The 14,159-nt window shown below is 71.7% G+C and carries 12 protein-coding genes and 1 tRNA gene; 10 read left to right on the top strand and 3 right to left on the bottom strand.

All coding sequences use genetic code 11. The annotated features are described in order from the left end of the window. The first annotated feature begins 61 nt into the window (after positions 1-61). The 9 genes from ACZ6KO_RS08965 (at position 62) to pyk (ending at position 11,338) form a co-directional block, all read left to right on the top strand. Positions 62-841, top strand: coding sequence for a serine protease (locus tag ACZ6KO_RS08965; RefSeq protein ID WP_469302049.1), 780 nt, complete (start codon positions 62-64; stop codon positions 839-841). A 274-nt stretch (positions 842-1,115) separates the two neighbouring features. Beyond that, positions 1,116-1,772, top strand: coding sequence for a response regulator (locus tag ACZ6KO_RS08960; RefSeq protein ID WP_469302046.1), 657 nt, complete (start codon positions 1,116-1,118; stop codon positions 1,770-1,772). Next, complete coding sequence (locus tag ACZ6KO_RS08955) at positions 1,769-2,914, top strand: sensor histidine kinase (RefSeq protein WP_469302044.1); 1,146 nt, start codon at positions 1,769-1,771, stop codon at positions 2,912-2,914. Before ACZ6KO_RS08960 ends, ACZ6KO_RS08955 begins: the two co-directional genes overlap by 4 nt. 155 nt (positions 2,915-3,069) lie before the next feature. Further along, positions 3,070-3,381, top strand: coding sequence for a chorismate mutase (locus ACZ6KO_RS08950; RefSeq protein WP_401447561.1), 312 nt, complete (start codon positions 3,070-3,072; stop codon positions 3,379-3,381). An 81-nt stretch (positions 3,382-3,462) separates the two neighbouring features. Continuing rightward, complete coding sequence (pepN, locus tag ACZ6KO_RS08945; RefSeq protein ID WP_469302041.1) at positions 3,463-6,033, top strand: aminopeptidase N; 2,571 nt, start codon at positions 3,463-3,465, stop codon at positions 6,031-6,033. 170 nt (positions 6,034-6,203) lie between these two features. Beyond that, positions 6,204-7,604, top strand: a complete 1,401-nt coding sequence (locus tag ACZ6KO_RS08940; protein WP_469302038.1) for a pyridoxal phosphate-dependent decarboxylase family protein — start codon at positions 6,204-6,206, stop codon at positions 7,602-7,604. After that, positions 7,601-9,010, top strand: coding sequence for a lysine N(6)-hydroxylase/L-ornithine N(5)-oxygenase family protein (locus tag ACZ6KO_RS08935; RefSeq protein WP_469302036.1), 1,410 nt, complete (start codon positions 7,601-7,603; stop codon positions 9,008-9,010). Before ACZ6KO_RS08940 ends, ACZ6KO_RS08935 begins: the two co-directional genes overlap by 4 nt. Positions 9,011-9,075: 65 nt before the next feature. Further along, positions 9,076-9,777: an SIMPL domain-containing protein gene (locus ACZ6KO_RS08930; RefSeq protein ID WP_469302034.1), complete on the top strand. Its 702-nt coding sequence runs from the start codon at positions 9,076-9,078 to the stop codon at positions 9,775-9,777. A gap of 133 nt (positions 9,778-9,910) precedes the next feature. Then, positions 9,911-11,338, top strand: a complete 1,428-nt coding sequence (pyk, locus tag ACZ6KO_RS08925) for a pyruvate kinase (protein ID WP_469302032.1) — start codon at positions 9,911-9,913, stop codon at positions 11,336-11,338. An 822-nt stretch (positions 11,339-12,160) separates the two neighbouring features. Here pyk and ACZ6KO_RS08920 read toward each other — a convergent pair. From ACZ6KO_RS08920 to ACZ6KO_RS08910, 3 genes are all read right to left on the bottom strand, one after another. Further along, the gene (locus ACZ6KO_RS08920; RefSeq protein ID WP_469303932.1) at positions 12,161-12,283 is read right to left on the bottom strand and encodes a hypothetical protein; all 123 of its coding nucleotides are present in this window, start codon (positions 12,281-12,283) and stop codon (positions 12,161-12,163) included. Between the two features lie 53 nt (positions 12,284-12,336). Then, positions 12,337-13,005, bottom strand: a complete 669-nt coding sequence (locus tag ACZ6KO_RS08915; protein WP_469302028.1) for an HAD family hydrolase — start codon at positions 13,003-13,005, stop codon at positions 12,337-12,339. Positions 13,006-13,273: 268 nt separating this feature from the next. Then, positions 13,274-13,346, bottom strand: a tRNA-Leu gene (locus tag ACZ6KO_RS08910). 102 nt (positions 13,347-13,448) lie between these two features. Here ACZ6KO_RS08910 and ACZ6KO_RS08905 point away from each other — a divergent pair. Next, positions 13,449-14,105, top strand: a complete 657-nt coding sequence (locus ACZ6KO_RS08905) for an ANTAR domain-containing response regulator (RefSeq protein ID WP_469302025.1) — start codon at positions 13,449-13,451, stop codon at positions 14,103-14,105. The last annotated feature ends 54 nt before the right edge of the window (positions 14,106-14,159 follow it).

The following is a 14,159-nucleotide window of genomic DNA, read 5'->3' as shown; positions in this document are numbered from 1 at the left end:
AAACGTCACCCACCCAGTGACGCGCACGGCCCAACCCCCCACGAAAGGCAGTGTGTTGACTGTGTCGACCACCTTCAACCGGTTCGTCAAGCGCACCCTCGCCGCCGGCGCCATCGCCCTGGCCGCCGTCAGCCTCCAGCCCGGATCCGCCAGCGCCGGCACCGCCCCCGTCGTCGGCGGCACCCGCGCCGCACAGGGCGAGTTCCCGTGGATGGTCCGCCTCTCCATGGGCTGCGGCGGCGCCCTCTACACCCAGCAGATCGTTCTCACCGCCGCCCACTGCGTCAACGGCTCCGGCAACAACACCTCCATCACCGCCACCGCCGGCGTCGCCGACCTCAACAGCTCCAGCGCCATCAAGGTCAAGTCCACCAAGGTCCTCCAGGCCCCCGGCTACAACGGCTCCGGCAAGGACTGGGCGCTGATCAAGCTCGCCAAGCCCATCAACCTGCCCACCCTCAAGATCGCCGAGACCACCCAGTACAACAACGGCACCTTCACCGTCGCCGGCTGGGGCGCCACCCGCGAGGGCGGCGGCCAGCAGCGCCACCTCATGAAGGCCACCGTCCCCTTCGTCTCCGACGCCGACTGCAGGGCCGCGTACGGCAGCGACCTCGTCGCCGGCGAGGAGATCTGCGCGGGCCTGCTGGACCAGGGCGGCGTCGACACCTGCCAGGGCGACTCCGGCGGCCCCATGTTCCGCCGCGACAACGCCGGCGCCTGGATCCAGGTCGGCATCGTCAGCTGGGGCATAGGCTGCGCCCGCCCCGACTACCCCGGCGTCTACACCGAGGTCTCCACGTTCGCCGCCCAGATCAAGAGCGCGGCCGCCGGCATGTAGCCGACCGACGCGTCCCCCGTCGCGCCGCTCGTCCTTCCGGCCGAAGGGCCCCGCCCCGGATCGGCCGGAAGGGCGAAGCGCGGGCGAGCGGACGCGGGTAGCGTCGCAGGACGTATCGCGAGCCCGGCACCCGGCCGCCCAGGCCGGTGTCCCGGGCTCGCGGCATGTCCCCGGCGGCCCACCGCGCGGTTGCGGCCCGCCCCGCGCCCCGGTCCCCTGGGAAGGATCCATCCGCACCGGCACACGCCGCGGACGACAGTGGGGCAGGCAGCGCATGACGATCAGCGTGGTCATCGCGGACGACCAGGAGATGGTCAGGACCGGATTCCGGATGATCCTGGAGAGCCAGTCCGACATCGAGGTGCTCGCCGACGTCGCCGACGGCGAGGCCGCCCTCGCCGCCGTCGAGCGGTACCGGCCCGACGTCCTCCTCCTCGACATCCGCATGCCCCGCCTCGACGGCCTCGAGGTCACCCGGCGACTGGCCGGCCGCACCTCACCCCGCATCGTCATCGTCACCACCTTCGACCTCGACGAATACGTCCACGCCGCCCTGCACGGCGGAGCCTGCGGCTTCCTCCTGAAGGACGCCAGCCCCGCCATGCTGGTTGAGGCCGTCCGCGCCGCCGCCGTCGGCGACTCCCTCGTCTCGCCCGCCATCACCGTGCGCCTGCTGCGCGACATGGCACCGCGCACCCCGGCCGCCCAGGCCGCCCGCCGCCCCACCGAACCCCTCACCGAACGCGAACGCGACGTCGTGCGCTGCCTGGCCCGCGGCATGACCAACGCCGAGATCGCCGCAGAGCTCTACGTGTCCCTCTCCACCGTCAAGACCCACCTGGCCAACGTCCAGGCCAAACTCGACGCCCGCAACCGCGTCGAGATCGCCGCCTGGGCCTGGGAGAGCGGCCTCGCCGCGAGCACTGCATGAGCCCCCTGGCCAGCTGGGCCCGCCGCCACCCGCACGCCGCCACCCGGATCCGGATCGCCCTCTCCGTCCTGCTGCTCTCCCTGGTCACCGCCGAAGGCCTCGTCCTCGCCCGCGAGCCCACCTTCCCCCACGCCCTCGTCACGGTCTCCGGCGTCCTCGTCTGCCTCAGCGCCGCCCCCTGGCCCTTCCTCCCCCTCCTGGCCCGCGCCTGGTTCGCCGCCCTCGTCACCTGGACCGCCACCGGCCTGCTGCTCTTCTCCGCCCGCCCCCTGGCCGCCCTGGGCATCGGCGAAGCCATCGCCCTGCTCGTCCTGCTCAGCCAGGTCCTGCTGCACGCCCCCGCCCGCACCGCCGCCGTCCTCGGCCCCCTGCTCGGCCTGGGCTGCATGGCCGTACCCGTCCGCGACACCGACCCCGGCCGCTTCACCCTCCTCTTCTGCGGCCTCGCCGTCGTCGTCGGCGCCTACTCCCTGGTCCTGCGCCTGCAAGCCGTCCAGCGCGTCCGCGAGGTCCACGCCGTGCGCACCGCCGAACGCCTGGAACTCGCCCGCGAACTCCACGACCTCGTCGCCCACCACGTCACCGGCATCGTCGTCGAGGCCCGCGCCGCCCGCTTCACCCAGGTCCCCGCCGAACGCGCCGCCGAGATCTTCGGCCGTATCGAGACCGCCGGAGACGAAGCCCTCGGCTCCATGCGCCGCCTGGTCAAGGTGCTCCGCGAAGGCGACGGCGGCCCCGGCATCACCCCCGTCGCGGGCCTGAAGGACCTGCGCGACCTCACCGCCCGCTACTCCCGCACCGGACCCCCCGTCGTGCTCCACATCGAACCCGGCCTGGAGGCCCGGATCCCCGGCGATGTCGCGGCCACCGCCCACCGCATCGTCCTCGAAGCCCTCACCAACATCAGCAAACACGCCGCCACCGCCACCGCCGTCCGCGTCGGCCTGCGCACCGTCCCCGCCGGCCTGGAGATCCGCATCGCCGACGACGGCGGCCGCCCCGCCCGCCTCTCCGACACGGCCCGCGGCGGCGGATACGGCCTCGCCGGCATGACCGAACGCGCCGAGGCCATGGGCGGCACCCTCAGCGCCGGACCCGCCCCCGAAGGCGGCTGGCTCGTCACCGCCGTCCTGCCCCTGTAGAGCGGCGCTCCACCTCCGGAGCGGTGCTCCGCACGCCCGGAGCGGTGCTCCGTACCTCCCGCCCGGCCGGGGCGGGAGGTAGGCCCGTCTCACCCACTGGTACGACCCCGCCAACCCCCCGACGCACCCCCGCCCGCCACGTAAGCTCGGGAACCATGAACAACAGCGACATCGACGACTACGTCAGCGCCGAACTGGCACGGCTGCGCGACAGCATCGACAACATCGACGCGGCCGTGGTCCACATGCTCGCCGAACGCTTCAAGTGCACCCAGCAGGTCGGCCACCTCAAGGCCCGCCACCAGCTCCCCCCGGCCGACCCCACCCGCGAGGCCCGCCAGATCGCCCGCCTGCGCGAGCTCGCCGAGAACGCCAAGCTGGACCCGGCCTTCGCCGAGAAGCTCCTCAACTTCATCATCGCCGAGGTCATCCGCCACCACGAGACGATCGCCGCCGGCGAGGAGTAACCCCCAAGCGGGCGCCCGTCGGATCACGGCCCGGGCCGGGCCGGCCCACCCCCTGGGGCAGCGGCGGCCCGGTCAGGCAGCATGGGCCCCATGTCCGCACTGACGCGCAACGAAGCGCAGACCCGAGCCGCTCTCCTCGACGTCCACCACTACGCCGTCACCCTCGACCTCACCGGCGACGACGACACCTTCGACTCCCACACCGTCATCCGCTTCGCCGCACGCGCCGCGGGCGACACCTTCGTGGAGCTGAAACCGGACGAGCTGCGCTCCGCCACCCTCGACGGCCACGACCTCGACCCGGCCACCCTCGACGGCAACCGCCTGCCCCTGACCGGCCTGGCCGAAGGCAGCCACGAACTGCGCGTCGACGCCCGCATGCGCTACTCCCGCACCGGCGAGGGCCTGCACCGCTTCACCGACCCCGCCGACGGCGAGACCTACGTCTACTCCCAGATGTTCATGGACGACGTCCAGCGCGTCTTCGCGGCCTTCGACCAGCCCGACCTCAAGGCCGTCTTCGCCTTCACCGTCACCGCCCCCGCGCACTGGAGCGTCCTCGCCAACGGCATCACCACCCGCACCGGCGACCGGACGGGACACCCCTCCGGCGACGGCGCCGGCATCTGGCAGTCCGCCCCCACCCCCCTCATCTCCACCTACCTCGCCGCCGTTGCCGCCGGCCCCTGGCACACCATCCGCACCGAACACGCCGGGCTCCCCTTCGGCATCCACTGCCGCCGCTCGCTCGCCCCCCACATGGACGCCGACGCCGACGAACTCCTCTCCCTCACCACGGCCTGCTACGACCGCTACCACGAGAAGTTCACCGAGCCCTACCCCTTCGACTCCTACGACCAGGCGTTCGTCCCCGAATTCAACGCCGGCGCCATGGAGAACCCGGGCCTGGTCACCTTCCGCGACGAATTCATCTACCGCTCCGCCGTCACCGACACCGAACGCCAGACCCGCGCCATGGTCATCGCCCACGAAATGGCGCACATGTGGTTCGGCGACCTCGTCACCCTCCGCTGGTGGGACGACATCTGGCTCAACGAGTCCTTCGCCGAATACATGGGCTACCAGACCCTCACCGAAGCCACCCGCTTCACCGACACCTGGACCGACTTCGCCGTCACCCGCAAGTCCTGGGGCTACGACGCCGACCAGCGCCCCTCCACCCACCCCGTCGCCCCGGACCCCGACGGCGTCCCCGACACCGCCTCCGCCCTCCTCAACTTCGACGGCATCTCCTACGCCAAGGGCGCCTCCGCCCTGCGCCAGCTCGTCGCCTGGCTCGGCGAGAAGGACTTCCTGGCCGGCATCAACACCCACTTCGCCCGCCACAAGTTCGCCAACGCCTCCCTCGCCGACTTCGTCGACTCCCTCGCCGCCGGCAGCGACCGCGACGTCCACGCCTGGGCCGACATCTGGCTGCGCACCACCGGCATCGACACCCTCACCCCCCAGGTCCAGGAAGGCCCCGGCGGCTGGAGCCTCGCCGTACGCCGTGACGGCAGCCGCCCCCACCGCATCAACGTCGCCACCTACGACCACGGCCCCGACCGCACCCTCGAAGCACGCGACCACCTCGACCTCGACGTCCCCACCGACGAGATCATCTCCGGCGCCGGCCCCCGCCCCGCCCTCGTCCTCCTCAACGACGGCGACCTCACCTACGCCAAGGTCCGCCTCGACGAGCACTCCCTGGACACCGTCCTGCGCGGCATCTCCGGCATCCCCCGCCCCCTCACCCGCGCCGTCCTGTGGAACGCCCTGCGCGACATGGTCCGCGACGGCGAACTCGCACCCGCCGCCCACCTGGAAACCCTCCGCGCACACCTGCCCGAGGAGCACGACCTCGCCATCGTCCAGGGCGTCCTCGGCTTCGCCCGCACCCAGATCGCCGACCGCTACCTGCCCGACGCCGAGCGCCCCGCCGCCCTGCGCCTGATCACCGCCACCGCCCGCGACCTCATCCGCCGCACCGAGGACGGCCACAACCCCGGCCTGCGCCTGGCCGCCGTACGCGTCCTCATCGACAGCGCCACCCAGCCCGACACCCTCACCGCCTGGCTCACCGACGGCACCGTCACCGGCGGCCCCGAACTCGACCCCGAACTGCGCTGGCGCATCCTCGCCCGCCTCGCCGTCCTCGGCGCCATCGGCGAGCCCGACATCGCCGCCGCCCTCGCCGCCGACCCCAGCGCCACCGGCCAGGAAGGCGCCGCCCGCTGCCGCGCCGCCCTGCCCGACCCCGCCGCCAAGGACGCCGCCTGGCAGCGCCTCTTCCACGACGACACCCTCTCCAACTACCTGTTCACCGCCACCGCCCGCGGCTTCTGGCAGCCCGAACAGACCGACCTCGTACGCCCCTACACCGACCGCTACTACACCGACGCCATCGCCCTCGCCGACCGCCGCGGCCCCGCCATCGGCGAAGCCGCCGGCCGCTGGGCCTTCCCCACCCACACCACCGACCAGGACATCCTCACCGCCGGCCGCGCCGCCCTCACCGACGACCGCATCATCCCGCTCCTGCGCCGCAAGCTCGTCGACCAGCTCGACGACCTCGACCGCGCCCTGAAGGTCCGCGCCCGCGCCGCCGACACCACCGCCGACACCACGACCGGCACCCAGCCGGACGCGTAACGGCGCACGCGGAACAGCGCACGCACCCGGAAACCGACAGCGGACAAACCCCGGCGGTTACCCCATTCGGGTCTGATCGTTGTGCTGGGCAGGTGCCCGGCCCTGTACCTCCACACCGGACGGCAGGGCCGGGCCCGGCGAACACCCGCCCGCCCACCACGAGGACCCGCATGACCGCACCGCCCGGGAACCGCCCCCCACCGCCGCCACTGGCCGGCGGCACCACCGGCCCCGACGCCCTGCGGCCCCTCGTCGACACCGTCCTCGACGCCCTGCGCAGCGGCGCCCGCGCCCGCGGCGGCCCCCTGCCCGTCGGCGGACCCGACACCGTCACCGCCCGCGTCCGCGCCGCCGCCACCCCCCTCCTGCCCGACCACGGCACCGGCGCCCACGAAGCCCTCACCACCCTCGTCCACACCCTCGCCGCCGGCGCCGCCGACCCCGCCGACCCCCTGTGCGCCGCCCACCTCCACGGCCCACCCCTCGCCCTCGCCACCGCCGCCGACCTCGCGGCCAGCGCCCTCAACCCCTCCCTCGACTCCTGGGACCAGGCCCCCGCCGCCTCCGCCCTCGAAGCCCTCCTCACCCACACCCTCGCCACCGAGCTCTACCCCCACCACCCCCACCCCGACGCCGTCCTCACCACCGGCGGCACCGAAGCCAACCAACTCGCCCTTCTCCTCGCCCGCGAACACCACGGCCCCCACCTCACCGTCCTCCACGGCGCCAACGCCCACCACTCCATCCCCCGCGCCGCCTGGCTCCTCGGCCTCCCCAAGGCCCACACCCTCCCCACCCCCACCGGCACCCTCGACCCCACCACCCTCGACGAAGCCCTCACCCACACCCCCCGCCCCACCCTCGTCACCGCCACCGCAGGCACCACCGACGCCGGCCTCATCGACCCCCTCGACGCCCTCGCCGACATCTGCGAACGCCACCACGCCGACTTCCACATCGACGCCGCCTACGGCGGCCCCCTCGCCCTCAGCCCCCGTCACCGCCCCCGCCTCAGCGGCCTCACCCGCGCCCACTCCATCACCCTCGACCTGCACAAACTCGGCTGGCAACCCATCGCCGCAGGCCTCATCGCCGTACCCGACACCAGCCGCCTCACCCCCCTCCACCACCAAGCCGACTACCTCAACGCCCCCGACGACACCGAAGCCGGCCTCCCCGACCTCCTCGGCCGCTCCCTGCGCACCACCCGCCGCGCCGACGCCCTCAAAATCGCCGTCACCCTCCGCGCCCTCGGCCGCGACGGCCTCACCGACCTCATCGACCGCACCTGCGAAGCCGCCCACCACCTCGCAGCACTCCTCGAAGCCCACCCCCGCTTCGAACTCCACGCGGCGCCCACCATCAGCACCGTGCTCTTCCGCCCCGCGGCCGCCACCGACGACGACCTCGCCGCCCTGCGCCGCACCCTCCTGCACGGCGGCCACGCCGTCCTCGGTCGCGCCACCGCCGCCGGCCGACTCTGGCTCAAGGCCACCCTGCTCAACCCCCACACCACGGCCGCCGACCTCCACGCCCTGGTGACCCTCCTGGAAGGCAGCACCCAGCGATGACCGCCCACCTCGACATCCCCCACGACCTCGTCGGCATCGGCATCGGCCCCGCCAACCTCTCCCTCGCCGCCCTCGCCCACAGCCTCAACCCCACCGGCGGCACCGGACTCGCCACCGCCTTCTACGACCAGCGCCGCGACTTCCAATGGCACCCCGGCCTCCTCATCGAAGGCTCCACCCTCCAAGTCCCCTTCCTCGCCGACCTCGTCACCCTCGCCGACCCCGCCAGCCCCTGGACGTTCCTCAACTACCTCAAGCACAAGGAACGCCTCTTCCCCTTCTACTTCGCCGAGCAGTTCCACATCCAGCGCGCCGAATACGACGCCTACTGCCGCTGGGTCGCCGGCCGCCTCCCCGGCCTCCACTTCGGCCACCAGATCGACGCCGTCCGCTGGAACCCCGAACACGACCTCTTCGAAGTCGACTTCACCCAGCTCGACCCCGACGGCGAAGCCCACGCCCTCGGCCGCACCCACACCCGCAACCTCGTCCTCGGCATCGGCACCGCCCCCTACGTCCCCGCCCCCCTGCGCCCCCTCGCCGACGCCCCCACCGTCCCCGTCATCCACTCCGCCGACTACCTCGACCACCGCACCCGCATCCTCGGCGCCGACCACATCACCGTCATCGGATCCGGACAATCCGGCGCCGAAGTCTTCCTCGACCTCCTACGCGCCCGCCCCCACGGCCACGAACGCCTCACCTGGCTCGCCCGCACCCCCTCCTTCGCCCCCATGGAGTACTCCAAACTCGGCCTCGAACACTTCACCCCCGACTACACCCGCTACTTCCACGCCCTCCCCGAACCCGTCCGCGACCAGCTCGTCCCCGCCCAATGGCAACTCCACAAAGGCATCGACGCCGCCACCATCGCCGCCATCCACGACGAGCTCTACCGCCGCACCCTCCACGGCGGCTGGCCCGACACCGTCCTCACCCCCGGCGTCACCGTCCGCACCGCCGGCCGCGTCGCCACCACCAAAGTCGAACTCCACCTCGAACACGTCCAGCAAGGCACCCGCTCCCGCCTCACCACCGACGCCGTCGTCCTCGCCACCGGCTACCGCGAACGCCCCCTCACCCAGCTCCTCGCCGGGCTCGACCCCTACCTCCGCAAGGACGCCTCCGGCCGCCCCCGCATCGACGACCGCCACCGCATGATCCTCGACCCCGCCGTCACCGGATCCCTCTACGTCCAGAACGGCGAACGCCACACCCACGGCGTCGGCGCCCCCGACCTCGGCCTCACCGCCTGGCGCAGCGCCTCCATCCTCAACACCCTCACCGGCAAAGAGCTCTACCCCCTCCCCACCCGCACCGCCTTCACCACCTTCGGCCTCGAACCACGCGAACACCCCCGCCCACCCGCACCCGCCGCCCTCCTCCCCCTCGTCGAACACCCCTGACCCCCGACACCCACCCCGACGCCGACACCCCGGCCCCGCGTCAGACGCCGTGCGAGAGTGAAACCATGACCTCAGACGCAACGCCCCAGCCCTACGGCACCCCCGAAGTGCCCCGCGTCGCAGTCCGCGGCGAAGCCCACATCGAAGTCGACCCCGAAATCGCCCGCATCACCATCACCGTCAGCGCCCGCGGCACCGACCGCCGCACCGCCCTCGACGACCTCACCCGCCGCAACACCACCGTCCTCGACCTCATCAAGAGCTACGGCGACCCCGTCGAAAAGCTCGAAACCGGCGCCTTCTCCATCACCCCGGAACTCACGCGCCACGGCCGTGGCGAACGCGTCCGCGCCTACCACGGCCGCGTCCTCATCACCGCCGAACTCAGCGACTTCACCACCCTCGGCGAACTCACCACCCGCCTCGCCGACCTCGACCTCACCCGCGTCGACGGCCCCTGGTGGGCCCTGCGCCCCGACTCGCCCGCCCACGGCGAAGCCCGCAAACAAGCCGTCCACGAGGCCGTCCAACGCGCCCGCGAATACGCCGAAGCCCTCGGTGCCCGCCTCACCGCCCTCGTCGAACTCGCCGACCTCGGCGCCGAGAACGCCACCCCCCTCACCATGGCCGCCCCCGCCGGCATGATGCGCACCATGGCCTACGGCGCCGAGGACGCCGGCGCCCCCGCCCTCGACCTCGAACCCCAACGGCAGAGCGTCTACGCCCAGGTCAACGCCCGCTTCACCATGACCCCGCCACAGCTGTAACCCACACCCGGGGGGTGCTCATCAGAGCACCCCCACGCCCATTCAACAAGTGTCAACAACCTTTCGCCCAAAGGTTGTTGAGACGACACCCACAGCCCATTTCCTACCGCCCGGTAGGGCATAACCTCACCCCATGCGCCGAGCGAAAATCGTATGTACCCTGGGCCCCGCCACCGACTCATACGACCAGATCAAAGCCCTGGTCGAAGCCGGAATGGACATCGCCCGCCTCAACCTCAGCCACGGCACCTACGCCGAACACGAGGAGCGCTACCGCCACGTACGCAAGGCCTCCGACGAGACCGGCCACAGCGTCGGCATCCTCGCCGACCTTCAAGGCCCGAAGATCCGCCTCGGCCGCTTCCACGAAGGCCCCGTACTCCTTGAACGCGGAGACACCTTCACCATCACCACCGACGACGTCCCCGGCGACCGCCACACCTGCGGCACCACCTACAACGGCCTCGCCGCCGACGTCACCACCGGCGAACGCATCCTCGTCGACGACGGCCGTGTCACCCTCGAAGTCACCCACGTCGACGGCCCCCGCGTCCACACCCGCGTCATCGAAGGCGGCATGGTCTCCGACCACAAAGGCCTCAACCTCCCCGGCGTCTCCGTCTCCGTCCCCGCCCTCTCCGACAAGGACGTCGAAGACCTCCGCTGGGCCCTGCGCACCGGCGCCGACGTCATCGCCCTCTCCTTCGTCCGCAGCGGCCGCGACATCGAAGACGTCCACCGCATCATGGACGAAGAAGGCCGACGCCTCCCCGTCATCGCCAAAATCGAAAAGCCTCAAGCCGTCGACAACATCGACGACATCGTCGCCGCCTTCGACGGCATCATGGTCGCCCGCGGCGACCTCGGCGTCGAAATGCCCCTCGAACAAGTCCCCATCGTCCAGAAGCGCGCCATCAAACTCGCCAAGCGCAACGCCAAACCCGTCATCGTCGCCACCCAGATGCTCGACTCGATGATCGACAACTCCCGCCCCACCCGCGCCGAGGCCAGCGACGTCGCCAACGCCGTCATCGACGGCACCGACGCCGTCATGCTCTCCGGCGAGACCAGCGTGGGCAAACACCCCATCGAAACCGTCAAGACGATGTCCCGCATCGTCGAAGCCGCCGAAGAGGACATCCTCGCCAAGGGCCTCCCACCCCTCACCGAACGCAGCAAGCCCCGCACCCAAGGCGGCGCCGTCGCCCGCGCCGCCGCCGAAATGGGCGACTTCCTCGGCGCCAAATTCCTCGTCGCCTTCACCCAGAGCGGCGACACCGTCCGCCGACTCTCCCGCTACCGCTCACCCATCCCCCTCCTCGCCTTCACCCCCGACCCCGCCACCCGCTCCCAGCTCAACCTCACCTGGGGCGTCGAAACCTTCCTCGGCCCCCACGTCGACTCCACCGACGCCATGGTTGCCCAGGTCGACGAAGAACTCCTGCGCATCGGCCGCTGCGCCCCCGGCGACACCGTCGTCATCACCGCCGGCTCACCCCCCGGTGTCACCGGCACCACCAACCTCGTCCGCGTGCACCACATCGGCACCCCCCTCCGCTGACCCCCACCACACACCTCCCGGGGGGACCCCCCGGGAGCCGGCCCGGACCGGCCTACCCCACCACCCGGCGCACGGGATGCCCCCGATCCACCGGACACACGTACACCCTCAACCACCCATCCCGCCCCACACGCACCCCAGCCGCACCCCCACTCGGCACCGTCAGCAACAACTCCATCCGCGCCCCACACCCACACACCACGGCCTGCGGATCCGTGGCATGCCAGCACGGCCACCCCCCGACCTTCCACTCCTCGTGCCACCGACACGGCACATCCCGCACCACCACCGGATCCACGACCAACGGCCGTACCCCATAAGGCCCCTCGGCCCCCGCCGGCACCGCAGCACCCGCGCCCGCCGTGACCGCCGGCCGCCGCCACCTCACCTGCACCGCCGGCCCCCAGCCACCCGGCAACGCATGCTCACGCGGACACCACAACACCTGCAGCACGTCGGCCCCGTCCGGAGGAAACACCTGCACCACCGGGACCAACGCCACCTCCGGCCCCTCCTCCTCCGCCCACCACTCCCGCACCCCCGCGGCCAGGTCCAACGACCCGCCCCCACCACGGATCCGCGCCAGCTCCGCGGCCTCCTCCGGCGACCGGGGCGTCAGCCGCCCCCGCCCCCGCGGCCGCAGCCTCCGCAGGAACGCGAGCTCCTCCGCCGCCAGCCGCTCCCGCCGCTGCACCATGTGCGGCCCCCGGCACACCGGCCACGCCTCCCCGCCCGGCCACAACAACGGCCCCCCGACCGAACTCTCCCGCACCCCGGGCACACCGCCCCGCGGACGAAGCAACGTGGCGGCCATCTCGTCGGTCATCCGGGCAGGCTAAGGGCTGTCCCGTAATGATCTTCGGCGATGGTGTGGTCGCGGGTGGGCACCAGGGTGCCGTCCACGATCAGCACAGTGTCCTTGCGGAACGTGATCACACCAGCCACACCAGATCGTTTCACTGTGGCCGGTGCCCGGTGGGCCGCCGACAACGGGGCGCTCAGACCGCGGAGTCCCGGTGCGAGCCCGTCGCGAAGGCGAGGATGTCGGGTACTGCCTCGCGCAGGCTTGCGAAATGGCGGTGCACGCCGTCCACCGGGACCGGCGTGTTGACTCCCCACACCGTCATGCCGGCCCGCAGCCCGGACTCGACTCCGGATGGCGCGTCCTCAATGACCAGGCAGTCCTCCGGCTTGGCGCCAAGCCGTTCGGCGGCCAGCAGGTAGGGAACCGGTGACGGCTTGCCTTCCGCGACCGCGGCGGCATCCACAAGCACGCGCGGAACCGGCAGCCCGGTCCGGGCGAACCGCCCGCGCACCCGGTGCTCGTAGTTCGAGGTCACCAGTGCCCAGGACTCCGAGGGCAGGCCGGACAGCAACTCCGGGGCACCATCGAAAGCGGCATAGACACCGGACCGGACATCCTCGTCCTCCAGCTCATGCAACGCGGCCAGGCACTCCCGCGGGTCCCGCTCCGGGGCCACCGTAACGAAGGTCTCCATAGGGCGCGTCCGCAGCGCCACTTGGTACACACCGGCAGGGTCGAGTCCGTAGCGCGCCGCCCACGCTTCCCAGACCCGACGCTGGTTGGCCACCGCGTCGATCAAAGTCCCGTCGACATCAAAGAGGACATACTTCGCAGAACCTGGCTGGGTAAGTTCGCTGGTCACTCCGAGATCATGCCATCAGCCCATCAAGCCGACGGTTGCGGGACAGCCCTTAACTGGCGTGATCGAAAGGCCTGCCCGTACAGCGCGGGCAATGGGTGGGCTGCACGAACGTCTCGCCGCGACGCTTGCGGTCTTCGTGGCGCCACCAGCCGATGGTGAAGAGCAGCCTGCGTATCAATCGTCCGATTGGCCGCGGTTCGAAGGCGCGTTCACCGTGATGGGTGAAGATCGTCAAATTCGCTCGGCGACCTTGAAATTGAAGGGTAAGTGCCCCGGGTCGGATTCGAACCGACGCTGAATGGGTTTTGAATCCATGGCCTCTGCCGCTGGGCTACCGGGGCCCCTTCGAAATGAAGGATACCGAATACCCTCCGTGCCACAAACATACAGGAGCTGGGTAGGCTCAGGGGAGCTGAAACCAGCCCCGCAACAAGGAGCACCCCGTGACCGCCGAGCACGAGTCGTCGCCCACTCCCGTCGACGCCGACCAGTCGCATGTCCCGCCGCTCACGACCCGTGTCGTCATCGCCGAGGACGAGGCGCTCATCCGGCTCGATCTCAAGGAGATGCTGGAGGAGGAGGGCTACTCGGTCGTCGGGGAGGCCGGCGATGGGCAGACGGCCGTCGAGCTCGCCCGGGAGCACCGGCCGGACCTGGTGATCCTCGACGTGAAGATGCCCGTGCTCGACGGGATCTCCGCCGCCGAGAAGATCGCCGAGGAGTCCATCGCGCCGGTGCTGATGCTCACCGCGTTCTCGCAGCGCGACCTGGTCGAGCGGGCGCGGGACGCCGGGGCCATGGCGTACCTGGTGAAGCCGTTCAGCAAGAGTGACGTCGTGCCGGCGATCGAGATGGCGGTGTCGCGGTTCGCGGAGCTGAAGGCGCTGGAGAAGGAGGTCGCGGACCTTTCGCTGCGACTGGAGACGCGCAAGCTGGTGGACCGGGCGAAGAGCATTCTGCAGACGCAGTACGGGCTGTCCGAGCCGGCGGCGTTCCGGTGGATCCAGAAGACGTCGATGGACCGGCGGATGTCGATGCAGCAGGTCGCGGAGGCGGTCATCGAGGACGCCGAGGAGAAGAAGAACGCCGCCAACGGGTGAGGCCCGGCGGTGGTGCATGAGTGAGGCCCGCCTCCCCCCGAGGGGAGGCGGGCC

The sequence above is a fragment of the Streptomyces sp. NPDC042102 genome (assembly GCF_055582305.1).
This window is presented reverse-complemented; position numbering and strand designations above follow the sequence as displayed.